Annotated in this window: 24 protein-coding genes and 2 pseudogenes; 16 read left to right on the forward strand and 10 right to left on the reverse strand. The window is 64.1% G+C overall.

All coding sequences use genetic code 11. The features are described 5' to 3' along the window. Positions 1-363: 363 nt before the first annotated feature. Genes LB526_RS22435 through LB526_RS22445 form a run of 3 tightly spaced genes read right to left on the reverse strand, consistent with a single transcriptional unit; the run spans position 364 to position 3,051 of the window. The gene (locus LB526_RS22435; RefSeq protein WP_224525953.1) at positions 364-1,593 is read right to left on the reverse strand and encodes an NAD(P)/FAD-dependent oxidoreductase; all 1,230 of its coding nucleotides are present in this window, start codon (positions 1,591-1,593) and stop codon (positions 364-366) included. Positions 1,594-1,598: 5 nt separating this feature from the next. Beyond that, a complete protein-coding gene (locus tag LB526_RS22440) occupies positions 1,599-1,913 on the reverse strand; it encodes a MocE family 2Fe-2S type ferredoxin (protein WP_095768020.1) in 315 nt (104 codons plus the stop codon). A gap of 31 nt (positions 1,914-1,944) precedes the next feature. Then, positions 1,945-3,051: a fatty acid desaturase family protein gene (locus LB526_RS22445; RefSeq protein WP_224525951.1), complete on the reverse strand. Its 1,107-nt coding sequence runs from the start codon at positions 3,049-3,051 to the stop codon at positions 1,945-1,947. Between the two features lie 173 nt (positions 3,052-3,224). On the opposite strand from LB526_RS22445, the gene LB526_RS22450 reads away from it, so the two are divergent. From LB526_RS22450 to LB526_RS22480, 7 genes are all read left to right on the forward strand, one after another. Continuing rightward, a complete protein-coding gene (locus LB526_RS22450; RefSeq protein ID WP_095768204.1) occupies positions 3,225-4,256 on the forward strand; it encodes a LacI family DNA-binding transcriptional regulator in 1,032 nt (343 codons plus the stop codon). Between the two features lie 486 nt (positions 4,257-4,742). Next, on the forward strand, positions 4,743-5,684 hold the full coding sequence (locus tag LB526_RS22455; protein ID WP_095768205.1) for a sugar ABC transporter substrate-binding protein: 942 nt from the start codon (positions 4,743-4,745) through the stop codon (positions 5,682-5,684). Positions 5,685-5,865: 181 nt separating this feature from the next. Beyond that, the gene (locus LB526_RS22460; RefSeq protein ID WP_224525950.1) at positions 5,866-6,942 is read left to right on the forward strand and encodes an ABC transporter permease; all 1,077 of its coding nucleotides are present in this window, start codon (positions 5,866-5,868) and stop codon (positions 6,940-6,942) included. A gap of 2 nt (positions 6,943-6,944) precedes the next feature. Further along, positions 6,945-7,715: an ATP-binding cassette domain-containing protein gene (locus tag LB526_RS22465; RefSeq protein WP_095768022.1), complete on the forward strand. Its 771-nt coding sequence runs from the start codon at positions 6,945-6,947 to the stop codon at positions 7,713-7,715. Between the two features lie 80 nt (positions 7,716-7,795). Then, positions 7,796-8,788 (forward strand): inositol 2-dehydrogenase, encoded by a 993-nt coding sequence (gene iolG, locus LB526_RS22470; RefSeq protein ID WP_224525948.1) that lies wholly within the window; start codon positions 7,796-7,798, stop codon positions 8,786-8,788. 29 nt (positions 8,789-8,817) lie between these two features. Beyond that, on the forward strand, positions 8,818-9,612 hold the full coding sequence (locus LB526_RS22475; protein WP_224525945.1) for an SDR family oxidoreductase: 795 nt from the start codon (positions 8,818-8,820) through the stop codon (positions 9,610-9,612). A 464-nt stretch (positions 9,613-10,076) separates the two neighbouring features. Then, the gene (locus LB526_RS22480; RefSeq protein ID WP_224525942.1) at positions 10,077-11,168 is read left to right on the forward strand and encodes a 3-deoxy-7-phosphoheptulonate synthase; all 1,092 of its coding nucleotides are present in this window, start codon (positions 10,077-10,079) and stop codon (positions 11,166-11,168) included. 21 nt (positions 11,169-11,189) lie between these two features. On the opposite strand, the gene LB526_RS22485 is transcribed toward LB526_RS22480, so the two are convergent. Continuing rightward, positions 11,190-11,825, reverse strand: coding sequence for a LysE family translocator (locus LB526_RS22485; protein WP_224525940.1), 636 nt, complete (start codon positions 11,823-11,825; stop codon positions 11,190-11,192). A gap of 127 nt (positions 11,826-11,952) precedes the next feature. Here LB526_RS22485 and LB526_RS22490 point away from each other — a divergent pair. Further along, positions 11,953-12,656: pseudogene (locus tag LB526_RS22490) on the forward strand (helix-turn-helix transcriptional regulator). 19 nt (positions 12,657-12,675) lie between these two features. Here the strand turns inward: LB526_RS22490 and LB526_RS22495 are convergent. Next, positions 12,676-13,476 carry a class I SAM-dependent methyltransferase gene (locus LB526_RS22495; protein WP_224629883.1) on the reverse strand — a complete coding sequence of 267 codons (801 nt, stop codon included), beginning with the start codon at positions 13,474-13,476 and terminating at the stop codon, positions 12,676-12,678. A 177-nt stretch (positions 13,477-13,653) separates the two neighbouring features. On the opposite strand from LB526_RS22495, the gene LB526_RS22500 reads away from it, so the two are divergent. Next, entirely contained in the window at positions 13,654-15,057 is a 1,404-nt protein-coding gene (locus LB526_RS22500; protein ID WP_224546387.1) for an FAD-dependent oxidoreductase, read from the forward strand. Positions 15,058-15,127: 70 nt separating this feature from the next. On the opposite strand, the gene LB526_RS22505 is transcribed toward LB526_RS22500, so the two are convergent. From LB526_RS22505 to LB526_RS22525, 5 genes and pseudogenes are all read right to left on the reverse strand, one after another. Next, positions 15,128-16,204 (reverse strand): NAD(P)H-dependent flavin oxidoreductase, encoded by a 1,077-nt coding sequence (locus LB526_RS22505; protein ID WP_224629884.1) that lies wholly within the window; start codon positions 16,202-16,204, stop codon positions 15,128-15,130. A 63-nt stretch (positions 16,205-16,267) separates the two neighbouring features. Continuing rightward, positions 16,268-16,456: pseudogene (locus LB526_RS22510) on the reverse strand (LacI family transcriptional regulator); the annotation flags it as partial. A gap of 24 nt (positions 16,457-16,480) precedes the next feature. Continuing rightward, a complete protein-coding gene (locus LB526_RS22515) occupies positions 16,481-17,017 on the reverse strand; it encodes a GNAT family N-acetyltransferase (protein WP_224629885.1) in 537 nt (178 codons plus the stop codon). Further along, on the reverse strand, positions 17,017-17,322 hold the full coding sequence (locus tag LB526_RS22520) for a DUF1778 domain-containing protein (RefSeq protein WP_224629886.1): 306 nt from the start codon (positions 17,320-17,322) through the stop codon (positions 17,017-17,019). The genes LB526_RS22515 and LB526_RS22520 overlap by 1 nt, the downstream gene beginning before the upstream one ends. A gap of 90 nt (positions 17,323-17,412) precedes the next feature. Beyond that, complete coding sequence (locus tag LB526_RS22525) at positions 17,413-18,519, reverse strand: LacI family DNA-binding transcriptional regulator (protein WP_176477055.1); 1,107 nt, start codon at positions 18,517-18,519, stop codon at positions 17,413-17,415. A 610-nt stretch (positions 18,520-19,129) separates the two neighbouring features. Between LB526_RS22525 and LB526_RS22530 the strand changes: the two genes are divergently transcribed. The 7 genes from LB526_RS22530 (at position 19,130) to LB526_RS22560 (ending at position 26,196) form a co-directional block, all read left to right on the forward strand. Next, positions 19,130-20,092 carry a sugar-binding protein gene (locus LB526_RS22530; RefSeq protein ID WP_140843592.1) on the forward strand — a complete coding sequence of 321 codons (963 nt, stop codon included), beginning with the start codon at positions 19,130-19,132 and terminating at the stop codon, positions 20,090-20,092. A gap of 121 nt (positions 20,093-20,213) precedes the next feature. After that, positions 20,214-21,779, forward strand: a complete 1,566-nt coding sequence (locus LB526_RS22535; protein ID WP_224608259.1) for a sugar ABC transporter ATP-binding protein — start codon at positions 20,214-20,216, stop codon at positions 21,777-21,779. Further along, positions 21,776-22,771 carry an ABC transporter permease gene (locus LB526_RS22540; RefSeq protein ID WP_224525925.1) on the forward strand — a complete coding sequence of 332 codons (996 nt, stop codon included), beginning with the start codon at positions 21,776-21,778 and terminating at the stop codon, positions 22,769-22,771. The genes LB526_RS22535 and LB526_RS22540 overlap by 4 nt, the downstream gene beginning before the upstream one ends. A gap of 193 nt (positions 22,772-22,964) precedes the next feature. Continuing rightward, complete coding sequence (locus LB526_RS22545; protein ID WP_224629887.1) at positions 22,965-23,807, forward strand: transporter substrate-binding domain-containing protein; 843 nt, start codon at positions 22,965-22,967, stop codon at positions 23,805-23,807. 86 nt (positions 23,808-23,893) lie between these two features. Continuing rightward, complete coding sequence (locus tag LB526_RS22550; RefSeq protein ID WP_224525923.1) at positions 23,894-24,640, forward strand: ABC transporter permease; 747 nt, start codon at positions 23,894-23,896, stop codon at positions 24,638-24,640. 9 nt (positions 24,641-24,649) lie between these two features. Further along, positions 24,650-25,381: an ABC transporter permease gene (locus tag LB526_RS22555; protein ID WP_224525921.1), complete on the forward strand. Its 732-nt coding sequence runs from the start codon at positions 24,650-24,652 to the stop codon at positions 25,379-25,381. Next, a complete protein-coding gene (locus LB526_RS22560) occupies positions 25,381-26,196 on the forward strand; it encodes an ABC transporter ATP-binding protein (RefSeq protein WP_224525919.1) in 816 nt (271 codons plus the stop codon). Before LB526_RS22555 ends, LB526_RS22560 begins: the two co-directional genes overlap by 1 nt. Positions 26,197-26,296: the final 100 nt, after the last annotated feature.

A 26,296-nucleotide genomic window follows, 5' to 3' on the forward strand; every position in this document is an offset into this window, starting at 1 on the left:
GAGCGGAGCCGTAGGGTGCATGCCAGCTTGGCGCATGCATTGTCCAACGTAGCGCTGGTCGACCCCCACTCCGTCTCGGCTTCGCCGAGCCACCTCTCCCCCGATCGACGGGGGAGAGGAAAGGCGCCAAGCTTTTTGCCGTCGACGCTCGTCTAGCAAGGCTCCCTTCCTTTCCCTCCGGAGGGGGGAAAGGTGGCGCTGCGAAGCAGCGACGGATTGGGGGAACCACGTGGCAATCAAGCCTCAGGTCGATCAGTCACGCCAGTCACAGAGTACGTGTGCATAGCGTAGCCCGTTTTACGGGTAGAAGGTGCCGGCAGGCAGATGAGGGCCAGCGCCGAGCTCAACAATTACCAAGGCAGTTCACGCCGCCAGCAGCGACTTCAGCTTGACCGCTTGCGAGCCGAGCGCTTCCGGGGCTGGGGTCGCCCGCTTGGCAATCAGCATTTCCGCCAGCCGGATGTCGCGCGCCACCGCATTGCCGGGGCCGATGCCGCTGGCGGCCACCAGCCTGCCATCCTCGGCCAGATGGAACAGGATGAAGGCGCCGTCGTCGAGGTCGCGCCGCACGATACTCTTGCCTTCGTCCGACAGCCCGGCGATCTGCAGGGTCAGCCCATACTGATCCGACCAGGACCACGGCACGGCGGCATGCGCCTCTTCGGCGCCCAGCATGTTCTTCGCGGCCAAGGCGCCCTGTTCCTGGGCGTTGCGCCAGGCTTCGAGGCGCACGCGCCGGCCGCCATAGACGGCAAGCGGGAACGAGCAGCAGTCGCCCGCGGCGAAGATATCCGGGTCGGCGGTGCGCAACTGCTCGTCGACTGCGATGCCGTTGTCGATGGCCAGCCCCGCCTCAGCGGCAAGCGCGGTCACCGGCACGGCGCCGATGCCGATCACCGCGAGATCGGCGACGATGGCCTGCCCGTCGGCCAGCGTGATGCTGACCTCCGCGCCGTCATCGGCAATCGCCGCTATCCCCTGGCCGGTGCTGATCGCAACGCCCTCGGCCTCATGCGCCTTGTGGATGATCTCGGCGATCTCGGCCGGCACGCCGCGCATCAGGATGCGCGGCTGCGCCTCGATGACGGTGACGGCGGCGCCTAGCTTGCGCGCCGCGGCGGCAAGCTCGAGGCCAATGAAGCCGCCGCCGATAATGGCGACGCGGTTGCCGGCGCTGAGATGAGCGCGAATGGCCAAAGCATCGTTGAAGGTCCTGAGATAGACGCAACGCCCCCCGAGACCCGGCATCGGCAGCGTGCGCGGCACGGATCCGGTTGCCAGCAAAAGTTTTTCGTATGGCAGGGAGGATCCGTCCGACAGTTGCACGACATGCGCGGCACGATCGATCGCGACGGCCCGGACGGAATGGATGTGGCGGATCGCGCGCTCGGCGAAAAGCGCGTCGGTGGCGATCGCCTTGATCGAAGGCGCCTCGCCGGTCATCGCTTCCTTCGACAGCGGCGGCCGCTCATAGGGCAGATGCGGCTCGTCGCCGACCAGCGTCACCGGCCCCTCGAAGCCGAGATCGCGCAAAGCGAGCGCGGCGCGCCCGCCGCATTCGCCGGCTCCGATGACCACCATTCCTCCCGTCATCAGCGTCACCCGACCTGAACAAGAACTTTGCCGGCGTCGACCTTGACCGGATAGGTCCTCAGGTTGACGCAGACCGGCGCGCCGCGCGCATCGCCGGTCTTGTAATTGAAGCGGCCATTGTGCTTCGGGCATTCGATGATGTCGTCCATGACCAGCCCGTCGGCCAGATGCACCTTTTCATGCGTGCACAGCCCGTCGGTCGCGAAATATTCGTCGTCCGGGCTGCGGTAGATGGCGAAGGTGCGGCCGGCATGGTCGAACCGCATCACGTCCTCCTCATCGATGTCCCCGGCCGCGCAGGCCTCGACCCAGTCGCTCATCTCGTCCTCCGCGAAAATTCGGTTGGTTACGCTATTCGGCCGCTGCCGCCACCGGATTGTCGTTGTGCAGCTCTTCCCGGTAGGGCTTCGCCGTCGGCGGCAGCGCGCGCTTAAGGAAATAATCCTCGTTACGCAGCTGGCGCAGGAAGGCCGGGATCATCTCGCGATAGCCGGCCAGGATCGACGGTGTCGGCGCCGGCAGATCGTGCTTGATCATCTCGTGCAGCCTCGGCAGCGCGTGGTAGGGCACCATCGGGAACATGTGGTGCTCCACATGGTAGTTCATGTTCCAGTAGATGAAGCGGCTGACCGGGTTCATGTAGACGGTGCGGCTGTTGAGCCGATGGTCGATGACATTGTCGGCGAGCCCGCCATGCTGCAGCAGTCCGGTCATGACGTGATGCCAGGCGCCGTAGAGGCGGGGCAGGCCGATCAGCAGCAGCGGCAGCCAGGAATGCAGGTAGAGGGCCAGGGCGATGGTCGCGATATAGATGGCGAGCCATAGGCGGGCGACGCGGATGGCCTTCGGCTGTTCCTGTTCGGGGATGTAGGTCTTTTCCGCCGCGCTGATGACGCCGGCGGCGTTGCGCAGCATGTCGGTCATGGCATGCCATGCGTCGAGAATGCCGAAGAAGTTCAAGACGACGCGCAGCAGATCCGGCGGCCGCATGACGGCGATCTCCGGGTCGCGGCCGACGATGATGGTGTCGGTGTGGTGGCGTGTATGGCTCCAGCGCCATGTCACCGGATTGCGCATGATCATGAAGCAGGCGAGCTGGTAGACGGCGTCGTTCATCCACTGGGTGCGGAAGGCCGTGCCATGGCCGCATTCGTGCCAGCGGGAATCGGTCGAGGAGCCATAGAGCGTGCCATAGACGAAGAAGAACGGCACGCACCACCAGCTGCCCCAGAACCAGGCGCCGCCCGCGCCGCTGAGGATAAGCGCGCCGAGCCAGATGATGGTGTCGCGGATCGCCGGCTGGTCGGAGCGCTGCATCAGCTCCTTCATCTGCTTGCGCGGGATCTCGGTATGGTACCACTCGGCCGCCGCCAGCCCGTTCTCGACCGCGAGCTTGGCGTCGCGGCCGGTCAGGCTGTAGTCGCGTGGCGACGCCGACGAAGACGTCATGGCAGTCATTGAGCTTCCTCCAACAACGCCTGGCGAACGGTTTTAGCAGGTCTCGGGTCGTTCATGGCCGGCTTCCACTTCACCATACCGCCGGCCCATGATAGTCTCAACATCAGGAAGATAGTTTCTATCATTTCCTATCAGAATGAGATATGCTGAGTCGGACAGGCAATGGAGCATTCATGGCAAAGCGGCCGACCATTAGCGATCTCGCGCGCGTCTCGGGCGTCAGCGTCGCCACCGTCGACAGGGTGCTGAACAGCCGCCTGCCGGTGCGCGAGGAGACGGCGCGCCGGGTGTATGAGGCCGCCACCGAGATCGGCTACCACGCGGCGGGGCTGATCAAGCAGCGCATGCGCCAGGAATTGCCGGAATACCGGCTCGGCTTCCTGCTGCTGAGGGGCAATGACGTCTTCTATGGCGATTTTGCCAGGGAGCTCGAGCTGGCGGTTTCGCAGTCGCAACGTTTCCGCGGCACTGCCGCGATCGACTTCGCCACGTCGCTGGCACCCGATGAGATTGCGGGCCAGATGCGCAGGCTGGCGGCCAAGTCGAGAGCCATCGCCGTTGTCGGCCCGGATCACCCGACGCTGACGGCGGTGGTGGAGGCGCTGAAGGCGAGGGGGCAGCCGGTGTTCTCCCTGCTGTCCGATTTTGCCGCCGGCATCCGCGAGGGCTATGTCGGTCTCGACAACCGCAAGGTCGGACGCAGCGCCGCATGGATGATCGCCAAGGCCGCCAGGAAGCCGGGCAAGGTGGCTCTCTTCGTCGGCAGCCACCGCTTCCATGGCCACGAGCTGCGCGAGATCGGCTTTCGCTCCTATTTCCGCGAGCACGCGCCGGATTTCACCGTGATGGAGACGCTGGTCAACCTCGAGGCGAATGACGTGACGCATGACGCCATGCTCGATCTCCTGGCGCGCCATCCCGATCTTGCCGGTTGCTATGTCGCCGGCGGCGGCATGGAAGGCGCCGTCTCGGCGCTGAGAACGGCAAACCCGGCCGATATGCCGGTCGTCATCTGCAACGAGATCAACGCCGTCTCGCGCGCAGCACTTGCCGACAACATCCTCACCATGGTGATCTCGACGCCGCTCGCCGCGCTCTGCCGGGAACTCCTGGGACTGATGGCCCATGCCATCGAAAGCGGCGCCGCCAATGCGCCGGGGCAGACCTTCCTGCCCTTCGATATCTATCTGCCAGAAAACATCTAGAAGCTCCAGCGCAGGAATTTTGATCGGTCGCCCGTTTGCGTTGGCAGGCGGCACGCGTTGGAGATTGGCCGAAGCGCCCATCGCGTCGATTCGCTCCTTGCTTCGCCATAGTTCGCATAGAATGACGAGGTTGGGGCAGCTTCAGCCAATTCCCGGCGTTTGCGATGGGTCGATGTGAAAGAATCCATCAGGCTGATGGATTCTTTCATGGCGATTTGCTTCGATTCGGGCTCGGGTTTCGACGATCGGGACCGAAAAACCGGCCAATCTCGTCGGAATCGCCCTTGACGTTTCCAAAACGAAATGGAATAAATATTTCACTAACTAGGCTTTTTGGTTCTTTCGTTCCGAAGCGCCAGTGCGAATGGAGGAAGAGGCGTTCCAGTCGAGTTGGGACGCCGCATGGCCGCAGGGAGAGATTCCCCGGGCAAACCGGGGATTCCGGTTCAAATGGGTGCAGCCGGACACCAAGTGGAGGAGAATAAAATGAAGAAACTGCTTTTGGGCGTCGCGCTTTCGGCGCTGATGTGCTCATCCGCCTTCGCCGCCAAGATCGGCGTTTCGATGGCCAAGTTCGACGACAACTTCCTGACCGTGCTGCGCAACGGCATGATCGCGCAGGCCAAGGGCATGAGCGGTGTCGAATTGCAGGTCGAGGATGCGCAGAACGACGTGGCCAAGCAGCTCGACCAGATCAAGAACTTCGCCGCCTCGGGCGTCGACGCCATCATCGTCAATCCGGTCGACACCTCGGCCACCCAGGCAATGTCGGACGCGGCCGCCGCGGCCAAGGTCCCGCTGGTCTATGTCAATCGTCAGCCGGTCAATGTCGACCAGCTGCCGGACAACCAGGCTTTCGTCGCGTCGAACGAGGCGGAATCCGGCACGCTCGAGACCAAGGAAGCCTGCCGCCTGTTCAAGGAAGCCGGCAAGAAGGAAGCCAATGTCTACGTGATCATGGGCGAGCTCTCGAACCAGGCCGCGGTGCAGCGCACCAAGGACATCGAGGAAGTCATCGCCACGCCGGACTGCAGCTTCATCAAGATCATCGACAAGCAGACCTCGAACTGGGATCGTGACCAGGCGCAGAACCTGATGACCAACTGGCTGTCGTCGGGCAAGGCGTTCGACGGCGTTATAGCCAACAACGACGAAAGCGCCATCGGCGCCATCCAGGCGATGAAGGCCGCCAATATCGACATGAAGTCGGTGGTCGTCGGCGGCGTCGACGCCACCCAGGACGCGTTAGCCGCTATGCAGGCAGGCGATCTCGACGTGACGGTCTTCCAGGACGCTGCCGGCCAGGGCGCCGGTGCGCTCGATGCGGCGCTGAAGCTCGCCAAGGGCGAAAAGGTGGAACACAAAGTCTATATCCCGTTCCAGCTCGTCACTCCGGCGAACATCGACAAGTTCTTGAAGAAGAACTGAGGCGCGCCGGCGCAGTTCCAGGAACGGTTTTCGGTACGGAATTGCGTGAAGACAAACCGCGGGGTGATGCCGCGACGCATCGGACTGGCTGAAATCGGCTGCTGGCGAAGCGGCGCCGCTCTGTTCCTCTCCCGCCCGACAGGGCGGGAGAACGGGGCGCGGTCATTCGGAGGAAGAAGACGTGTCACAGACATCGCATGGCATTGGCGGGTTGAGCTATGACGCCAAGAAGCGTCCATGGCCGGCCGAGTTCAACGTGTTCCTGGCGCTGGTCATCCTCGTCGTCGCCTTCGAGCTGATCGGCCGCGTCTTCCTCGGCGACAGCTTCCTGTTCAACACGCGCGAGAATGTGTCGGGCCTCTTCAACGAGCAGCGCCTGCAGATCATCATCCTGCAGGTCTCGATCGTCGGCATTATAGCCATCGGCGTCACCCAGGTCATCATCTGCGGCGGCATTGACCTGTCCTCGGGCTCGATCGTCGGCGCCACCGCCATGATCGCCATGAGCTTCGCGCAGGTTGCGACCGTCAACGGCAATCCCAATCCCAAGGCGATGTTCATCGATTATGGCTGGACCGACCTGCCGGTCGTCGTGCCGGTGCTGGTCGCGATCGGCTGCGGACTGATCGCCGGCCTGATCAACGGCCTGTTGATCGCCTATACCCGCATTCCGCCTTTCATCGCCACGCTCGGCATGATGGTCACCGCCCGCGGCATCGCCAAATGGTGGTCGAAGGGCCAGCCGATCTCGTTCCCGACCGACAGCTTCGCGGCCATCGGCAAGGGCCTGATGCCTGTCGTCATCTTCATCTCGCTGGCGCTCCTGTTCCAGCTTATCCTGAGCTATACGAAATACGGCAAGCATTGCTATGCGATCGGCTCCAACGAGGATGCCGCGCGCATGTCGGGCATCAAGATCGCCAATCACAAGGTGCTGGTCTACGCCATCGCCGGTATCCTCGCCTCGCTTGCCGCAGTGGTGCTCTGCTCCAAGAACCTCACCGCCCAGGCCGGCATGGGCGTCATGTACGAGCTCGACGCCATCGCCATGGCGGTCATCGGCGGCGTTTCGTTGTCGGGCGGCCGCGGCTCCATCATCGGCACCGTGATCGGCTCGCTGATCTTCGGCGTCATCATTTCCGGCTTCACCTTCCTGCGCCTCGACGCCTACTATCAGGAGATGGTCAAGGGCGTGATCATCGTCGGCGCGGTCGTTCTCGATCAATGGCGCCAGCGCCGCCGCGCGATAGGAGCTTGACCATGTCCGACATCGTTCTGAAGACCGAAAACCTCACCAAGCATTATGGCGGCGTGCACGCGCTGCAGGAGGCGAATTTCGAGCTGCGCAAGGGCGAGCATGTCGCCATCATGGGCGACAACGGCGCCGGCAAATCGACCTTCGTGCGCCAGATCACCGGCGTCGAGCAGCGCACCGACGGCAAGATCTGGTTCGACGGCAAGGAAGTGAACTTCGCCGGCCCGATCGAGGCGCGCGAGGCGGGCATCGAGACCGTGTTCCAGAACCTCGCTCTGGCCGACGATCTCGACGTGCCGTCGAACCTGTTCCTCGGCCGCGAGAAGGTGCTGTTCAACCTCGGGCCGTTCTCGATTCTCGACCGCAAGGCGATGCGCAAGGCGACCGAGGCAGCGCTTGTCCGCACGGCGGTGAAGATCCCGAACCTGTCCAGCACCATCCGCCATATGTCCGGCGGCCAGCGCCAATGCGTCGCGATCGCCCGGACCGCGACCTTCGCCTCCAAGCTGATCATCATGGACGAGCCGACGGCGGCGCTCGGCGTGCAGGAAACCGCGCAGGTCGAAAACATCATCCGTACGCTGAAGGAAAACGGCGAGCCACTGATCCTGGTCAGCCACAACATGCGCCAGGTGTTCGACCTGGTCGACCGCATCGTCGTCTTCCGCCGCGGCCGCATCGTCGCCAATTTGCGCAAGCAGGACACCGACGGCAACGACATCGTCGCCTACATCACCGGCGCCAAGACCGGACAGGCGGAGCTTCAGGCCGCCTGACGGACGCCGCGACGGGACCAACCAATTGTCCGCGCCACCAGACGCGGGCGAGCCTTTAACATCATCTCGAAGGATATTCCATGACTCTCCGCTTCGCTCTTCTCGGCGCCGGTCGTATCGGCAAGGTGCATGCCCGCGCCGTCGGCTCAAATCCGCAGGCAAAACTGGTTGCCGTGGCGGATGCCTTCGAGAAAGCGGCGACTGATCTCGCCTCCGCCTACGGCGCCGAAGTGCGCACGATCGATGCCATCGAGCAGGCCAAGGACATCGACGCCGTCATCATCTGCACCCCGACCGACACCCACGCCGACTTGATTGAGCGCTTCGCCAAGGCCGGCAAGGCGATCTTCTGCGAGAAGCCGATCGATCTCTCCGTCGAGCGGGTCGAAAAATGCCTGGCCGTTGTCGAGGAGACCAAGGCCACGCTGATGGTCGGCTTCAACCGCCGCTTCGACCCGCATTTCGCCGCCGTGCGCAAGGCGATCGACGACGGCGCCATCGGCACGGTCGAGATGGTCACCATCACCTCGCGCGATCCGGGCGCCCCGCCGCTCGATTATATCGCCCGCTCCGGCGGCATTTTCCGCGACATGACCATCCACGACTTCGACATGGCGCGCTTTCTGCTCGGCGAGGAGCCGGTTGCGGTGAGCGCGCATGCTTCGGTGCTGGTCGACAAGAAAATCGGCGAAGCCGGCGATTTCGATTCGGTCAGCGTCATCCTCGAGACCGCCTCCGGCAAGCAGGCCGTCATTTCCAATTCGCGCCGAGCCACCTATGGCTATGACCAGCGCATCGAGGTGCACGGCTCCAAGGGCATGGTCGCGGCCGAGAACCAGCGGCCGGTGTCGATCGAGCTCGCCAACGACAAGGGCTACACCCGTCCGCCGCTGCACGACTTCTTCATGACCCGCTACATCGACGCCTATGCCAACGAGATCGCCTCCTTCATCGCCGCGGCAACTGCCGGCAAGAAGGCGGCGCCGAGCGGCAAGGACGGGCTGATCGCGCTGAAGCTGGCCGACGCGGCCTTGCAGTCGGCCAAGACGGGCAAGACCATCCGCGTCGATTGAAATTTGAATACGGATTGAGGAGCACAGCGATGAACGGTTTGGCCGGTCGCAATTCAGAAACGCGCGCCATCGTCACCGGCGGCGCGCAGGGCATCGGCTTCGCGGTTGCGGAAGCGCTTGCCGATGAGGGCTGCCGCGCGCTGGCCCTGATCGGCCGCTCGCAGGAAAAGGGCGACAGAGCGGTCGCGGCGCTGAAGAAGAACGACGTCGACGCCATCTTCATCAGCGCCGATGTCGCCAAGGTTGCGGACTGCAAGCGCGCCGTCGAGACCGCGATCAAGCATTTCGGAACGCTGAACGCGCTGGTCAACGCCGCCGCTACTTCCGCGCGAGGCTCGCTGGTCGAGACATCGGAAGAACTCTTCGACCAGATCTTCGACACCAATGTCCGCGGCCCCTTCTTCCTGATGCAGGGCCTCGTCGCGCATCTCCTGGAGCGCAAAGCGCCGGGCTCGATCGTCAACGTTCTGTCGATGTCGGCGCATGCCGGCCAGTCCTTCCTGACGCCCTATTCGACCAGCAAGGGCGCGCTGATGACGCTGACCAAGAATGTCGCGAGCGCTTATCGGCGGAACCGCATCCGCTGCAATGCGGTGCTGCCGGGATGGATGGACACCGAGGGCGAGGCGATCGTCCAGAAAAAATGGCACGGAGCGTCGGATGACTGGTTGGAGAAGGCCGAGGCCGCGCAGCCCATGGGCCAGCTGGTCAAGCCCGCGCAGCTTGCCCGGCTGATCACCTACATGCTGAGCCCGCAGGCGGGCGTCATGACCGGCTCGCTGGTCGACTATGATCAGAACATAGCCGGCGTGGTCGGGGAGTAGTCGCAGGGGAGCCTGGCGGCGACGCAGGTCACTTCGTCATCCACGGGCGGAGCAAGGAGCGAAGCGACGCGGCGCAGACCCGAGGATCCATGCCGCGACTCCGGAGCGTTGCTGCGGTCCAGAATTATGCATCGCCGCGCTCTTCGGCCAAGGTAACGGCATGGATTCCAGGGTCTTCGCGACGGAGCTTCGCTCCTGCTTCGCCCTGGAATGACGAAATCGCGAAGGTTCGGCCCACCCGAAATTGCCAGCCTCAACAGGCACGTGACAAACGCCCACGCATCGATTATATCAGCCGCATGATCCACCTGACCGCCTCGTTTTGGTACTTTTATTTCAGCTCGCTGGCGGCGGGAGGATTGCGCTCGATCTGAAAACTCCAGATCAAAAAATCCGACAAGCCGCCAGACCTGGCGGCTTTTTTGTTTCAGCCGGCAGGTCTCCTAAACCAGGAGCAGAAAGCCGTGTTGACCACCACAGACGACCTCCGGGTCACCGAAATCAGAGCCTTGAGCACGCCGGACGAGGTGATGCGCGAGATACCGCGCTCGCTCACCGCGACGCGCACCGTCGCTGCCTCGCGCAACGCCATCCATTCGATCCTCTCGGGGACCGACGATCGACTGCTTGTCATCGTCGGCCCATGTTCAATCCACGATCCGGTCGCGGCCGTTGACTATGCCAGCCGTCTGGCGGCGCTGCGCGAGGCCCTGGCCGACCGGCTCGAGATCGTCATGCGCGTCTATTTTGAAAAGCCGCGCACCACGGTCGGCTGGAAGGGCCTGATCAACGATCCCGACCTCGACGGCAGCTTCAACATCGAAAAAGGGCTGCGCATGGCGCGCAACGTTCTGTCGGCCGTCAACAATCTCGGCCTGCCGGCGGCGACCGAGTTCCTCGACATGACCATTCCGCAATACATCGCCGACCTCGTCGCCTGGGGCGCGATCGGCGCGCGCACCGCCGAAAGCCAGATCCATCGCGAGCTGGCCTCGGGCCTGTCCTGCCCGGTCGGCTTCAAGAACGGCACCGACGGCAATCTCAGGATCGCCGGCGAGGCGGTGAAGTCCGCCGCCCAGCCGCATCATTTCATGGCGGTGACCAAGGGCGGCCGCAGCGCCATCGCGGCGACCACCGGCAACGAGGATTGCCATGTCATCCTGCGCGGCGGCATTCAGCCGAACTATGATGCCGCAAGCATCGACGCCGCTGCCGCCGAGCTTGGCCGCATCGGCGTCGCGCCGCGGCTGATGATCGATGTCAGCCACGCCAACAGCGCCAAGAAGCCGGAGAACCAGCCGAAGGTCGCGCATGACGTGGCGGGCCAGGTCGCTGCGGGCGACGAGCGCATCATCGGCGTCATGATCGAGAGCAATCTCGTCGCCGGCCGGCAGGACGTCGTGCCCGGCAAGCCGCTCGTCTACGGCCAGAGCATCACCGACGGCTGCATCGACTGGGCGACCACGGAAACGGTGCTGCACGGCCTCGCCGGCGCCGTCGAATGGCGGCGGTCCGTGAAGCGCGAAATGCTCGCCAGCCGGCAGGGTGCGGCTTGAGCGAAATGGAGAGGGCGGCGATCACGCCGCCCTCAACCCTTCCCAGGCCGTGAATATCGAAACGGCAAACAGCAGCAGCCCTGCCATGCGCCCGGCGAGAACGGTCGCGCGGGGATTGGCCACAAGCATCTGCCTGCTGCGCCCCGCCGTGACGGCGAGCCCGCCATAGATCGCGGCTTGCGTGGCGACCGTTAGCAATCCCATGATCGTCGCCTGCATCCAGATCGGACCGTAGGCCGGCTTCAGGAATTGCGGATAGACGGCGAGGATGAAGAGATAGGCCTTCGGATTGATCAGGCAGGTGACCAGGCCCCGGCGAAACGCCTTCCAGGCCGAGCGGCTCCCCGTTGGTCCGTTGTCGCCGACGGTGATCGAGCTGCGCATCAGCGAAATGCCGATATAGGCCATGTAGGCGGCGCCGGCGATCATCAGGGGCGTGAACAGGATCGGCACGAAATGCATGAGCAGCCCGACGCCGATCGCGCCGTTCAGCGTGTGCACGGCGCCTCCGAGCATAATGCCGGCGGTGGCGGCCAAGCCCCTGTTGCTGCCGCCGGTCAGCGCATTGGCCAGCACGAACAGCATGTCCATGCCCGGAACGGCGATGATGCCGAACAGAAGCACGAAGAACAGCCAGAGATTTTCGCCATAGCTCATGTCAGTTGCCTGTCGCATTATCTGCTTGCGCGAAAAGGAATCTGTTGCTTTTCAAGCGGGTAGGCGACTCTATAGGTCACTCCAACTGACGGGGGTGTGTCAGTTGCGTTCTGATCGGGCCAAGGAAATGCGCAAGGCCTCGCGGCTGTTCGAGATCATCCAGATCCTGCGTCTGGCCAAGAAGCCGGTGACGGCGGCGACGATCGCCGGGCATTTGGAAGTCACCGTACGCTCGGTCTATCGCGACATCGCGGCCCTGCAGGCGATGCGCGTGCCCATCGAGGGCGGGCGCGGCATCGGCTACATCTGCGCCCTGGCTTCGACCTGCCGCCGCTGATGTTTTCCATCGAGGAGATGGAAGCGATCGTGCTGTCCTTGGCGCTGCTCGAGCGCACCGGCGACGAGGAGCTCAAGCAGGCCGCCAAACGCGTCGGCGCCAAGATCGCCGGCGCCGTGCCGCAGCCTTTGCGGCAGACGCTCGACGCCAACGCCCTCCATGCCTGGGGCTTTGCAGCACCCTCCGCTTCAGCCGTCGACCTCGCTCTGGTCCGCCGCGCCATCCGCGACGAGGAGAAGCTAAGCCTCTCCTATCGCGACGAGGCGGGACGGCCGACCGGCCGCATCATTCGCCCGGTCGCCCTGATCTACTATGCCGAAACCGCCAACATCGTCGCCTGGTGCGAGTTGCGGCAGGCCATCCGCAATTTCCGCAGCGACCGCATCGAGGATTGCCGGGCGGCCGGCCAATGGTTCAAGGGCGAAGGCGACCGGCTGCGGCAGGTGTGGGTCGACGGCTGGGAGATCAATGCCCCGGCGGCCGCCGGCAACTGACGCGTTGCCGCCTTATGTCTCAGGGAACGATGCCGCGGCAGGCCCAGGCGACATTGGCGAAGGATCGCGGGCCATCCGGCCGGCCGGCTTGATAGGCATCGCGGACGGCGGCCTCGACACGCTCCCGCTCGGCTGCATCCAATGTGGTCATGTATTTGCCGAGCGGGCCTTCGCCGGCGCCGATCGGCACCCAGAAGTCGTCGAAATTCGCGTAGTCCATGCGGATCATCGGCTCGGCCTCGGTGACATCGACGAGACCCTGCTCGACAAAGGTCCGCTTCATCTCGCCCGGCTGCATCATTGGCTGGAAGCAATAGCGGTTGCGCAGCTGACGCCCGCTTTCGCTGAGCGCCGCAACTGTGTCGATCATCATGCGCATGCCGGTCATGCCGCCGTAATGGTCCCAGACCACGGCCGCGACCACACCGCCCGGCCGCGTCACGCGGCGCATCTCGGCCACCGCCTTGCCGGCTTCCGGCACGAAGTGCAGCACCAGCAGCGCCAGCGCGCGGTCGAACGCATCATCGGCGAACGGCAAGGCGGTGGCATCCGCCTGCTGGATGGTGACGCGCGGATCGGTGTTCCTGTCCTTCGCCGCCGCGACGAAGACCGGCGAGAAGTCGATGGCCTGGATATCGGTGAGATCGCCTGACTTCGCCAGCTCGAAGGTCAGGCTGCCGGTGCCGCAACCCACGTCGAGGACTTTTTCGCCGCCGGCCAGACCGGCGAAATCGATGAACTTGGGCGCGAGCCTGCGGCTCCAGCGCCCCATCAGTTGCTCATAGCCCGACGCCGCGTGAACGGTGAAACTTGATGTCATCTCGCCCTCCCTTCGTTGAAGTCAACCTAGACTTCCACGGAAGCCATGCCAAGCAGCCAAAGCAGCGGATCGTTCCGTGACCGCACACAAGCGGTGGGCCTGGCGGCCCGGCACGTTGCCGGGACTGTGCGCAGAAGCTAATATGGCGCCTAACCCTCGCGGATATTGGGGGACGGGGTGAGCAAAATCCTGATTTGCGGTGGAGGCGTAATCGGGTTGTGCACGGCGGCCATGCTTGGCCGCGATGGTCACGACGTGACGGTCCTCGAGGCTGATCCGGCGGACCGGCCTTCGAGTTCCAGTCAAGGATGGGACTGGGAGCGCCCCGGCGTTGCGCAGTTCAGGCAGCCCCACAACCTCAGCTCGCGTTTCCGGATGGTCGCCGATCAGGAGTTGCCGGGGCTGACGGATATTTTGCTGCGCGCCGGCTGCGTCTGGATGGATTTCTTCGACCCCCGATCGTTGCCCCCGACGATAACGGACAGGGCGCCCCGCCCGGGCGACGAAGCCATGCGCTTCGTTACCGGCCGGCGGCCGGTGATCGAGTGGGCCGTAGCCGAGATGGCGCAAGCTGCGCCCAATGTGACGGTCCGGCGGGGGATCAAGGTTCGCGAGCTGATCACGGGAGCCTCAGCCATTCCCGGCGTGCCGCATATTGCGGGCGTTCGCACGACGTCCGGCGAAGAGATTCGCGCCGACCTGGTGATCGATGCGATGGGGCGGCGAAGCCCTGCCTGCGAATGGATCGTTGCCGCCGGAGGCCGCAGTCCGAGCGAGGAAGCCGAGGACAGCAATTTCGTCTATTTCACTCGCTATTTCACGGGCAAGCAGCGGCCGCGCCGAAAGGGCCGCCTGCTCACTCCGATGGGGCTGTTCTCGATTCTCACCCTGGATGGCGACAACGACACCTGGTCGGTCACTCTGTTCACCTCCGCGAGAAACAAGGCCATGCGCGCTTTGCGCGACACCGCCACGTTCCACCGTGTCGTTACGGCATGTCCGATGCAGGCCCATTGGCTGGACGGCGAGCCGATCACGCACGTCCTGCTGATGGCGGGCGTTCTCGACCGCTACCGGCGGTTTGTCGTCGACGGCCAGCCTGTCGTCACCGGGTTTGCGGCTGTGGCCGATGCCTGGGCCTGCACCAATCCGTCCGCCGGGCGGGGGTTGAGCGTCGGCCTTCTGCACGCGCAGGTGCTCAGGAATATCGCTCGCCGGCACATCGGCGACCCTGCCGAATTCTCGCGGGAATACGATGTCGAGACCGAGCGCCAGGTCGGCCCGTTCTATCGCAACCAGATCGCCGCCGACCGTGCCCGGATCGCGGAGATGAACGCCTTGGCCGACGGCCTTCCTGTTCCGCCGCCGAATCCGGTCATGGCCCGGCTTTTCGCCGCCGCTAGCGAGGATGCCGACGTGTTTCGCGGCGTGATCGAGATCGCCATGTGCGTTTCGCTGCCGCAGGATGTCGTCGCCAGACCGCATATCGCGGCGAAACTGGCCGAACTGGACGGTCGCCCTTTGCCGCCGAATCCCAACATCATCGATCGCGACCGTATGGCATCGCTACTTGCCGGCTGATCTTTTCGCAATCCGGCGTCGACGCTCGGGGTTAAAAGCTCATCGCGGACGTCGACGACGAAGACTTCGCTCACGCAGGCGTCGTTTTGCCGGTCGAGAGGGCGTCGAACACTTCGCCCGTTTCGGCCACGAGCGTTCGCACCAGTTGCCCGGCCGGAAGCTCCCTGTTCAGGGCCGCCGCCTGCCCATAGAGATGGAAGGCGAAATCCTTGTCGCCGCCGAGCGGAGCGCTGAGCGCGACCATTTGCGGGAAGTCCGGAAGGGGCACCCTGCTCTCCTCCATTTCCAGGGCGTAGCGGGTGCGTCTCGCGCGCGCCGCGCGGCCGGTGAAGGCATCGGTGATCATCGTGTCCATGTCGGTCGCCGTGCGGATCAGGGCGCGGCGCGGTGCGTCCGTGCCGGCTTCGTCGCAGGACAGGAAGCCGGTGCCGATCTGCACGCCGCTGGCGCCAAGCGCGAAAGCGGCCGCTATGCCGCGGCCGTCGGCGATGCCTCCCGCGGCAATGACCGGGAGCTCGACGGCATCGACGACCTGGGGAACCAGCGCCATCGTTCCAACGCCGTCGCCAGGACCATTGGGAGCGTGCGAACCGCGGTGACCTCCCGCCTCCCAGCCCTGGGCTATGACCGCGTCGGCTCCACCGTCGGCGAGCTTGCGCGCCTCGGCGACATTCGTCGCGGTGCCGATGATTGCGATCCCGGCCTGCTTCAGCCTGCCGACGGCAGCCGCATCCGGAATGCCGAAATGAAAGCTCACGACCGGCGGCCGGATCTCGAGCAGCAGTTCAAGCTTTTCTTCATCGAAGCCCGGTCCGATCGGCGGAAGCCGCCGCGAGGGTTCGCCAAGCGACAGCTCCTCATAGTAGGGCCGCAACCTGTCAATGACCTGGGTCAGCACGGCGTCGCCGGTGTCGGGTCTGGGAAAAACAAAGAAGTTGAGGTTGAAGGGACGCACGGTCAAGGCGCGCATCTGGCGCGCAACGTTGCGCAGGCCATCCGGCAGCATCGATGCGCATCCGAGCGACCCCAGCCCACCGGCATTGCTCACCGCGGCGGCGAGCTCCGGCGTCGCCGAGCCCGCCATCGGCGCCTGGATGATCGGATGCTCGATCTTCAAGAGATCGCATAAACGCCGGTTCGGCCACATGAGCGTTTTTCCTGTTGGGAAGGAACACACGCTCACTCATCATAAGCCGGTCTCGGGGCCGGGTCATCGGAATTGTTCGGGTACGCTCCCCACGCTCTCCCGCTCCACCAGCGGGCACTCCAGCTTGGTGATCGGATAGCGGCCGCGGCCGGGCGTCGGCGGCGTCTCCAGCTGCTCGATCGCCCATTGGCCCATCGCCAGATGCGGCAAGGTCGTCAGCGGCGGGAAATGATGGCGGGCGATCTCCTCGTCATGCAATGGCCTGCACAACTCGCCTCAAGTTTTCGAGAACAGCGCCTGTATCGTCTCGATCGGCATCAGCATGACGCGCTCGCCCAGCGGAGACATAGTGAAGCCGTGACGCTGGTAGAAACCAACGGCGTCGTCGTCGATGGCGTGCGCCACCACGGCACGAACCCCGGCAATGTCCGAAACCGCGAGGCAACGCCGGAGCGCATCGGAAAGCAGGTCGCCCCCGAGGCCCATTCCCTGGAACGCCTGATCGATCGCCAGACGGCCTATCAGCAGCAAAGGAACCTGTTCAGGCATGCCCCGGCGTAGCTTGGCGCTTGGCAGCGCGACCCGTTCTTCCATCGCCGTGGAGATCGCGTAGTAACCGACGACACGATTTTTCGTGCCCGCGTCGCAGACGACATAGGTTCGGGCAGACAATCCCTCGCCGGCGAGGGCACGGTTTCGCAGCCAGTCATCAAGGGTGGGATGCCTGCCGTTGCGAAATTCTGCGACATCATGAATGATGGTCAGCCGTTCCGGAGCACGGACTCGCGGGCCTTGCGATTGCCCAGCGGGCATCAGCGCTCCCAGGCTGGCTTGCGCGTCATGCGGGCGCGAAGCTCTTGCGACGGTTGGTTCGGAGCATCAAGCAGGTCAAGAAATTTCTCATGCGCGTCGGCATCGAGAAAGAAGGCACGCTGGTCCAGAATGGTCTCCTCAGCCTGCCTGCGCGCACTGTCCAGCATGAACTCCGACAGTTTTTGCCCGCGCAAGCTCGCGGCGCGGTTGAGAATGGCCTTCGTCTCGGCCGAAGCGCGGATCTGAATCACATCATTCTTGCGAACTGCGTTGTGATTGCCGCCAGCATGACTGGGCTGCGCCATCGAAATCCTCCTCTGTCAGGGTCAGATATCTAGCGATTGTAAGTACAATGTCAATACGTTCCAAGCCTTGAAGTGGCGATCTGGGACATCCTATCCCTTCACGCCTGCCACGCTCTCCCGTTCCACCAGCGGGCACTCCAGCTTAGTGATCGGATAGCGGCCGCGGCCGGGCGTCGGTGGCGTCTCCAGCTGCTCGATCGCCCATTGGCCCATCGCCAGATGCGGCAGGATGGAGGTCGTCAGCGGCGGGAACAGATGGCGGGCGATCTCCTCATCGTCATAGCCGACCACGGAGATGTCCTGCGGGATATGCAGGCCCGCTTCCTTCAGCGCCTCGTAGCAGCCGATCGCGGTGCGGTCGTTCTGGCAGAAGATGGCGGTCGGTCGCTCCTTGAGCCCGAGCAGCTTGACCGTCGCGGCATAGCCGGCGCTGGCCGACCAGTCGCCCTCCACCACCAGTTCCGGGTCGAACGGGATGTCGGCGGTGGCTAGAGCGCGGCGATAGCCCTTGAGCCGATCCTGAGCGGCCTGCATCCACGGCTCGCCGGTGATGGTGGCGATGCGGCGATGGCCATGGCCGATCAGGTGTCTCGTCGCGCTCTGGCCGCCGGCGATCTCGGAGGGAACCACGGCCGGGAAGGCATAATCGGCGGTGTAGCAGTTGAGCAGGATGACCGGCATCTCGAGACTGTAGAGGAAATCCGGCGCGGCGATCTCGCGGGTGAAGATGGTCATATAGATCAACGCCGTGATGCCGCGCCCCGTCAGCGCCTGGATGGCGCGCGGCTCCATCACCGCGTCGCCCATGGTCTGCGCCACCAGAAGCACGTTGCCGGCGTTCCACGAGGCCTGCCGCGCGCCCTCGATGGCGACCACCGCCTCGGGGCTGGTGGCGAGCTGGTCGACCGCGAAGCCGATGACGCCATCCAGGCCTTCGAAGGGCGTCACCGGCGGCCGCAGCGCGGAAAAGACCGGCGGCGAATAGCCCAGCGCTCTGGCCGCCTCGATCACCCGGTCGCGTGTCTGTTGCGACAGCCTGATGCCCGGCGAATTGTTGAGCACGAACGAGACCGTCGCCTGCGAGCAGCCGGCCGCGCGCGCGATGTCGGTCATGGTGACACGTCCTTTGGGCTTGGCGGCCGGCTTGCGGCGCCTGGAAGCCCCGGGAGGATCACGCAGTTCCGTCGGTTCACTCATGGTCGGTTCCCAAACCCGGCCGGCTCCAAAGCAAAGGCCGATTGCAATGGCAAGATGGTCGGCACGCTCATCTGAAACGCACTATTGATAATAAGTATTATCAAGCGCGACATGCAAATCGCCGGCCGCGCCGCGTCGCGACGAAATCAGTCCGATAAGGTCAGCAGCGCTGACAATTCCTACGGGTTTCCGTGCTGTAGAAAGCTTTTGCGCACGTGCTCTCCTCACTCCCGGCGCATCTTTCGACCAGCGTCTCCTCCGCTTCGAAAGCACGCGCCTCAGCCCAAAACTAATACTCTTTACTAATAGCTGTAAGCGTTCTACTGTCAACTCGTCGTAACCGTCCGGGCTTCCGCTCGGTGCCGGCAAAGTGCGAAGGATGCTCGCTCGAAAGCCGGCGGACCGCCGGTTGGGGCTCGTGTCCATCCTCACGAAAATGTCAGACAAATCGGACTATTTACGAATGCCACATGAGTGTCTAGTGTCTCGACCGCGGCCGGATCGGAACCGTTCTTAAGTCGGCGGACCTTTGCGCCATACCCTTGAGGAGGAGGGTTATCCGCGCCGCAGCCGAGACATCAGCGAAGAGTTCTACAAGGGAGGTTGAACTATGAAATCCATGATACGCAACGCATCCGTCGCCGCGGCGGCCTTGGCATTAGGCCTGTCGGCAAGCGCCAGCGTGCGCGCCGACGACAAGCCGACGCTGGCCTTCGTCGTCAACGGTGCGTCAGACTTCTGGAAGGCGGCGGAAGCCGGCGTGAAGAAGGCGCAGGGCGAACTGCCCGACTACAATCTCGAGCTCAAATATCCGGAACAGTCTTCGGTCGCCATCCAGCAGCGGCTGATGGACGATCTGGTGACGGCAGGCGTCAAGGGCATCATGGTCTCGGCCGTCGATCCCAAGACCTCGACCGACGGACTGAACAAGATCGCGTCGGAAACCGCGCTGTTCACTACCGACTCGGATGCCCCGCAGACCAAGCGCGTCGCCTATATCGGCTCGTCCAATGTCGATGCCGGCAAGCAGGCGGCCGAGATCGCCAAGAAGGCGATGCCCAACGGCGGCAAGTGCCTGGGCTTCGTCGGCCTGCTCGGCGCCGACAACGCCAAGGAGCGCATCCAGGGCATGAAGGACGGGCTCGCCGGCAGCAAGATCGAGCTGGTCGACGTGCGCGGCGACGATATCGACCAGGCGCGTGCCAAGAAGAACGTCGAGGACGCGCTGGTCGCCAGCCCCGATATCACCTGCATGGTCGGCTTCTATTCCTACAACACGCCGCGCATCTATGAAGCGCTGCGCGACGCCGGCAAGCTCGGCCAGATCACCGTCGTCGGCTTCGATGACGATCCGATCACGCTGGGCGGCGTCAAGGAAGGCACCGTCGCCGCGACCGTGGTGCAGCAGCCGTTCGAATGGGCCTATCAGGGCATGAAGCTGATGGCCTCCTACCTCAAGGGCGACAAGTCGGGCATCCCGGCCAACAACCTGATCATCATCCCGACCAAGATCATCGGCAAGGATGATGTGGACGCCTACGCCGCCAATCTCAAGGCGATGCAGGGCAAGTAAGCTCAGCACAGTTGCGCCGGCTCAAGGTTTCGCCTTGAGCCGGCGTTCGTATTGACGGACCCGCCAAGGCCCGTCAGTCTGTGGCCACCGGCTGTTGCCCCGTGCGGTAAACTATGGCGTGATGACCTCTACCGATTCCACTCAACCGACCACCGCTCCGTTCCTGAGCCTCGAGGCCGTGCGCAAGACCTATCCGGGCGTTGTGGCGCTGGACAGATTCTCGATGGAGGTCCGGCCCGGCGAGGTCATAGGCCTGGTCGGCGAAAACGGCGCCGGCAAATCGACGCTGATGAAGATCCTCGGCGGCGTGACGCGGCCGGACAGCGGCACCATCACCGTCGACGGCGCGGCGCATGACGCGCTGACCGTCGAGCAGAGCATCGGCTCCGGCATCGCCTTCGTGCACCAGGAATTGAACCTCTTCGAGAATCTCGACGTCGCCGCCAACATCTTCTTCGGCCGCGAGCCGCTGCGTGCCGGGCCGCTGAGGCTGGTCGACCGCGCGAAACTGCGCGAGATGGTGGCGCCGCTGCTAAAGCGCGTCGGCGCCAATTTCTCGGCCGACGCGCCGGTGGCGTCGCTGTCGCTCGCGCAGCAGCAGATGGTCGAGATCGCCAAGGCGCTGTCGATCAAGGCGCGCCTTGTCATCCTCGACGAGCCGACTTCCAGCCTGCCGATGGCGGAAACCGAAAAGCTGCTCGACGTCATCAAGGGCCTGAAGGCGCAAGGCATCAGCGTCATCTTCATCTCGCACCGGCTGCATGAGATCGAGCGCGTCGCGGACCGCGTCGTAGTGCTGCGCGACGGCACGCTGGCCGGCACCCTTCCCAAGAGCCACATCAATCACGACGAGATGGTCAGGCTGATGATCGGCCGCATGCTGAAGGAGCGCGAGAAGGCCGGCGAGGCCGCCCGCGCGCCGGGTAGCGTGGCCCTGTCGGCGGATGCGATCCGCACCAGCACCTATCCGGACCGGCCGGTCAGTCTGGAGTTGAAACGCGGCGAGATCCTCGGCCTGGCGGGCCTGGTCGGCTCCGGCCGCACGGAGCTGGCGCGCGTGCTGTTCGGCATCGAAGAGCGGTTGGCCGGCAGCGTCACGCTCGACGGCAAGCCGCTGAATGTGACATCGGCGGCGGATGCGGTGGCGAATGGCATCTTCCTTGTGCCGGAGGACCGCAAGCTCACCGGCATACTGCTGGACCTGTCGATCGCGCAGAACATTTCATTGCCCAACCTGCCGGCCCATGCCAGGCGCTCGCTGGTCTCGGTCGGCGCCGAGCTCGCGACGGCCGAAAAGCAGAAGAAGAACCTCGGCATAAAGGCGCCGTCGGTGCTCACCCGCACCGGCACGCTGTCGGGCGGCAACCAGCAGAAGGTGGTCCTGGCCAAATGGCTGGCGATGAACCCCAAGGTGATGATCCTGGACGAACCGACGCGCGGCATCGACATCGGCGCCAAGGCCGAGATCTACGGGCTGATGCGGGCGCTGGCCGACGCCGGCGTCGCCGTGCTGATGATCTCCAGCGACATGGAAGAAGTGATCGGCGTGTCGGACCGCATCGCGGTCATGCATGAGGGGCAGATCTCCGGCATCCTCGACAAGGACGATTTCAGCCAGGAGAACGTGCTTTTGCTGGCGGTCGGCAAGAAGCCGAAACTGCTGCAAGCGGCGGGAGGAGCGCAATGAGCAAGAAAGATCTCGGCCTGCTGATCCTGATCCTGGTGGTCGGCGCGGTGGTGACGGCCATCAACCCGCGCTTCCTGTCGGCGATCAATCTCGCCAACACTTCCAACCTGGTCGCTCTGTTCGGCATCCTGTCGATCGGCCAGGCCTTCGTCATCATCACCGGCGGCATCGAATTGTCGGTCGGCTCGGTGATCGCCCTGCTCGGCACGCTGTTCATCGATTTCATCGCGGTGCGCGAGGTGAGCTGGCCGCTGGCCTTCGTGCTGATCCTCGTGCTCGGCGCCGTCATCGGCTTCGTGCATGGCTGGCTGATCACGCGGCTGAAACTGCAGCCCTTCGTGGTGACGCTGTGCGGCCTGCTCATCTATCGCGGCGTGGCGCGCTTCTATACCGCCGACGGCACGGCCGGCTTCGCCTTCGGGCAGAACTTCCCGACGCTCGAGTTCCTGACCGCGGGCCGCTCCTACGGCCTGCCGAACAGCTTCATCGCGCTGATCGTCATCGCCATCGTTATGTGGGTGGTGCTGCACCGCTCGGTCTTCGGCCGCTATCTCTATGCGATCGGCAAGAACGAGGAAGCGGCGAAATATTCCGGCATCCGCACGGGCCGGGTGATCATCGCCGCCTATGTCATCTGCGGCGTGCTGACGGCGCTGTCGGCGATCTATTTCGCCATGTACACGCGCTCGATCTCGCCCGCGAGCCACGGCCAGTTCTATGAGCTTTATGCCATCGCCGCGGCGGTGCTGGGCGGCTTCTCGCTGCGCGGCGGCGAAGGGTCGCTGGTCGGTGCTGTCCTCGGCACCGTGCTGCTGCAGGAGTTGCAGAACCTCGTCAACCTGCTCGGCATTCCTTCCTCGCTCAACTTCGCGGTGATGGGCGGCGTGATCCTGATCGGCGTGCTGGTCGACCAGCAATGGGGCGTCTTCCGCGCCCGGCGCCGGATGCTGGAGGCGTCTCGCCGGGGCGTCGCCGGCGCGCCGGCGGAGTAGTCTCGCTCTTCCGTCCACACCCGGACCGGGTTCCGATTGGATCGATGCTCGCGGTGAAGCCGTGGGCAGGTCCCGATTCGCGGACGAATTGCAACAACGCGTGAACCGGAAAACAGCCCTTGTCGCAGAATCGGGGCTGGGCTAAGCAAATGGTATCTGAGGGTTCCAAGAACAAAATATGGGAGAAATTACCGTGACATCATCACGTTGGATCGCGCTCGCCGCGCTGGCGCTGACCTGCTCGACCCCGGCTATGGCCAAGGATTGGAAGACCGTGACGGTCGCGATGGAGGGCTCCTATGCCCCGTGGAACCAGACCGATGCCAGCGGCAAGATCGTCGGCTTCGAGGTGGACATCCTGAACGACGTCTGTGCCCGCGCGAAGCTGGAATGCAGCATCGTCGCGCAGGATTGGGATGGCGTCATTCCCGGGCTAACGGCAGGCAAGTTCGACATCGTCATGGACGGCATGTCGATCACCGAAGAGCGCATGAAGACCATCGACTTCTCGATTCCCTACGCGTCGTCGCCGGTGGCTTTCCTGGCCGACAAGAACGGCCCGCTGGCGCAGATGTCCAACACCGGCAAGATGATCGATCTCTCAAAGGACGACGCCGAATCCAAGGCGGCGCTCGACACGCTGCGCAAGGAGCTCACCGGCAAGAATGTCGGCCTGCAGGTCTCGACCACGGAGGCGACCTTCGCCGACAAATATCTCAAGGATGTCGCCAACGTCCATGAATACAAGACCACCGACGAGCACGACCTCGACCTGATGGCGGGCCGCATCGACGTCGCCTTCGCCGACACCACCTATTTCCTAGGCACGCTGGCCAAGCCCGATGCGAAAGACCTGGAATTCGTCGGCCCGCAATTCAAGGGTGGCCCGATCCTCGGGCCGGGCATCGGCGCGGCCTTCCGCAAGAGCGACAAGGACCTGCAGGACATCTACAACAAGGCGCTCAAGGCCGCGCTCGATGACGGCTCGGTGTCGAAATATTCCATGCAATGGTTCAAGATCGACATTACCAAGTAATGTCGCAACGGGAGCAGCCAAGGCTGCTCCCGTTTTGCATTGAGCATATACGTCGATGCCTATCTCGGCGCCCGCAGGAGCCGTAAGTGGAGTTTCTCAACGATCTCAAGGATCAGGTTTCGACGGCCTATGAGCTGTTGGCCGCCGGCTGGGGCGTGCAACTGCTCTGGGGCATCGCCTGGACGCTCGCCGTCACCGTCGTCTCGATGCTGATCGGCGCCGTGCTCGGCTCGCTGGTGGCGGCGGCCAAGCTTTCGCATCGCGGCGGATTGAGGTTCATCGGCGAGAGCTACACCACCGTCTTCCGCGGCGAACCGGAACTCCTGATCATCTACCTGTTCTACTATGGCGGCACCCAGGTCCTGACCGGCGTGGCGCGCTCGACCGGATCGATCGGCTCGGCCGATATCTTGAACATGCCGAGTTTCCTTGGCGGCGTTCTCGCGGTCGGCATCATTTCCGGCGCCTATCAGGCCGAGGTTTTTCGCGGCTCGTTCCTGGCGATCCATCGCGGCGAGCTGGAAGCGGCGCGTGCCTACGGCATGTCGGCCTGGCTGCGTTTTCGCCTCGTGATCATGCCGCAGGTCCTGCGTCTCGCGGTGCCGGGGCTGGGCAATGTCTGGCAATTGACCATCAAGGACTCGGCGCTGATCTCGGTCACCGGCGTCGCCGAGCTGATGCTGACGGCCAACAAGGCGGCGCGCTCGACGCATCATTCGCTGCTTTTCTACACGCTCGCCGGCATCCTCTATCTGGTGATGACCTCGATCTCGACGCCGATCTTCGACAAAGCCGAGCGCTACACCTCCCGAAGCTTCACACGGCCGAAATAAGAGGTGGCGGTGGATTTCGACTTCTACCTTTCAACCATGTGGAGCGTGCTGAAGGCGCTGCCGCTGACGCTCGAGATCTGGTTCTTCGGCATCGCCTTCGGGCTCATCATCGCCACCGGCCTGACCTGGCTGCGGGCTTCCGGCTACAAATCGGGCGAGTATTTCACCCGCGCCTATGTTTTCGTCTTCCGCGGCTCGCCGTTGCTGGTGCAGCTCTATCTGGTCTATTTCGGGCTCTCCCAGTTCGACTTCGTGCGCCACAGCCCGATCCTGTGGCCAATCCTGCGCGATCCGATGTATTGCACGATCGTCGCCATGGCCTTGAATACTGCGGCCTATGAGAGCGAGATTTTCCGCGGCGCGCTGCGCGCGGTGCCTGTCGGCCAGATCGAGGCGGCCAAGGCGTTCGGCATGTCGGCCTTCACTCGCTTCCGCCTCGTCACGCTGCCGATCGCGCTGCGGCTTGCGTTGCCGGCCTATTCGACGGAAATCATCCTCATGACCAAGGCAACCGCGCTGGCGTCCGTGGTCACCATCATGGAGATGATGGGAACGGCGCAGAAGATCCAGCATGACACGTTCCGGCCGATTGAGGTGCTGACCTGCGCCGGCGTGATCTACCTGCTTCTCAACCTGTCGATCGCCCGGCTGTTTGCCTGGGTCGAGCACCGGCTTTCGCCGCATCTGCGTCCCCCGCCCGAGCGGAGCCAGCAAGTCAAACCCGTACCGGAGGTGTTGTGATGTCGGCAAATGTCGCCGCTGCCGCGAAAGCCGCGCCGTCCTCCGACGAGACGCCCGCCATCAGCGTAAAGGATCTGCGCAAGTGCTTCGGCGATCATGAGGTGCTCAAGGGCATTTCGCTCGAGGCCCACAAGGGCGACGTCATCTCGATTCTCGGCTCCTCCGGGTCCGGCAAGAGCACGATGCTGCGTTGTATCAATCTCCTGGAGACCCCGGATTCCGGCGAAGTGCGGGTCGACGGCGAGCTCATCAAGATGAAGCGGGGTCGCGACGGCCACCAGATGCCCGCCGACATCCGCCAGGTGGAGCGGATCCGCGCCAACCTCGCCATGGTGTTCCAGAGCTTCAATCTGTGGTCGCACATGACCGTGCTGGAAAACCTCGTCGCCGCGCCGACGCATGTGCTGAAGCGGCCGCGCGCCGAGTGCCTGGAGCAGGCCGAGGCATTGCTGAAACGCGTCGGCATATGGGAGCGCCGCAACTACTATCCGCCCCACATGTCGGGCGGCCAGCAGCAGCGCGCGGCAATAGCCCGCGCGCTGGCGATGAATCCCAAGGTGATGCTGTTCGACGAGCCGACATCGGCGCTCGATCCGGAACTGGTCGGCGAGGTGCTGCGCGTTATGCGCTCGCTCGCCGAAGAAGGACGCACCATGCTGGTCGTCACGCACGAGATGGGTTTTGCCCGTGACGTGTCGAGCAAGGTGATGTTCCTGCACAAGGGCGAGGTGGACTCGGCCGGCGAACCGAAGGAGATGTTCGCCAGGCCGCCGACGCCGCAGTTCACGCAGTTCATCGCCAACTTCAATAAGTGAGGCGCTGCGCCCCCTTCTCCCCTTGTGAGGGCTTTGCACGGGAGAGTGAATTCTGTTTGTTGGGCTAATGAGGCGTTTTTTGAAGGCCATGGGAGCGGTT

The sequence above is a fragment of the Mesorhizobium sp. CA6 genome, from assembly GCF_020165035.1.
GTDB lineage: Bacteria > Pseudomonadota > Alphaproteobacteria > Rhizobiales > Rhizobiaceae > Mesorhizobium.

What these genes read in the sequence shown, in the direction of transcription:
- LB526_RS22445 (WP_224525951.1), bottom strand. Translation starts at nt 3,051, where the DNA reads ATGACTGCCATGACGTCTTCGTCGGCGTCGCCACGCGACTACAGCCTG.
- LB526_RS22455 (WP_095768205.1), top strand. Translation starts at nt 4,743, where the DNA reads ATGAAGAAACTGCTTTTGGGCGTCGCGCTTTCGGCGCTGATGTGCTCA.
- LB526_RS22560 (WP_224525919.1), top strand. Translation starts at nt 25,381, where the DNA reads ATGTCGGCAAATGTCGCCGCTGCCGCGAAAGCCGCGCCGTCCTCCGAC.
- LB526_RS22475 (WP_224525945.1), top strand. Translation starts at nt 8,818, where the DNA reads ATGAACGGTTTGGCCGGTCGCAATTCAGAAACGCGCGCCATCGTCACC.
- LB526_RS22505 (WP_224629884.1), bottom strand. Translation starts at nt 16,204, where the DNA reads ATGTGGCCGAACCGGCGTTTATGCGATCTCTTGAAGATCGAGCATCCG.
- LB526_RS22450 (WP_095768204.1), top strand. Translation starts at nt 3,225, where the DNA reads ATGGCAAAGCGGCCGACCATTAGCGATCTCGCGCGCGTCTCGGGCGTC.
- LB526_RS22485 (WP_224525940.1), bottom strand. Translation starts at nt 11,825, where the DNA reads ATGAGCTATGGCGAAAATCTCTGGCTGTTCTTCGTGCTTCTGTTCGGC.
- LB526_RS22535 (WP_224608259.1), top strand. Translation starts at nt 20,214, where the DNA reads ATGACCTCTACCGATTCCACTCAACCGACCACCGCTCCGTTCCTGAGC.
- LB526_RS22440 (WP_095768020.1), bottom strand. Translation starts at nt 1,913, where the DNA reads ATGAGCGACTGGGTCGAGGCCTGCGCGGCCGGGGACATCGATGAGGAG.
- LB526_RS22495 (WP_224629883.1), bottom strand. Translation starts at nt 13,476, where the DNA reads ATGACATCAAGTTTCACCGTTCACGCGGCGTCGGGCTATGAGCAACTG.
- LB526_RS22515 (WP_224629885.1), bottom strand. Translation starts at nt 17,017, where the DNA reads ATGCCCGCTGGGCAATCGCAAGGCCCGCGAGTCCGTGCTCCGGAACGG.
- LB526_RS22520 (WP_224629886.1), bottom strand. Translation starts at nt 17,322, where the DNA reads ATGGCGCAGCCCAGTCATGCTGGCGGCAATCACAACGCAGTTCGCAAG.
- LB526_RS22540 (WP_224525925.1), top strand. Translation starts at nt 21,776, where the DNA reads ATGAGCAAGAAAGATCTCGGCCTGCTGATCCTGATCCTGGTGGTCGGC.
- LB526_RS22525 (WP_176477055.1), bottom strand. Translation starts at nt 18,519, where the DNA reads ATGAGTGAACCGACGGAACTGCGTGATCCTCCCGGGGCTTCCAGGCGC.
- LB526_RS22435 (WP_224525953.1), bottom strand. Translation starts at nt 1,593, where the DNA reads ATGACGGGAGGAATGGTGGTCATCGGAGCCGGCGAATGCGGCGGGCGC.
- iolG (WP_224525948.1), top strand. Translation starts at nt 7,796, where the DNA reads ATGACTCTCCGCTTCGCTCTTCTCGGCGCCGGTCGTATCGGCAAGGTG.
- LB526_RS22530 (WP_140843592.1), top strand. Translation starts at nt 19,130, where the DNA reads ATGAAATCCATGATACGCAACGCATCCGTCGCCGCGGCGGCCTTGGCA.
- LB526_RS22465 (WP_095768022.1), top strand. Translation starts at nt 6,945, where the DNA reads ATGTCCGACATCGTTCTGAAGACCGAAAACCTCACCAAGCATTATGGC.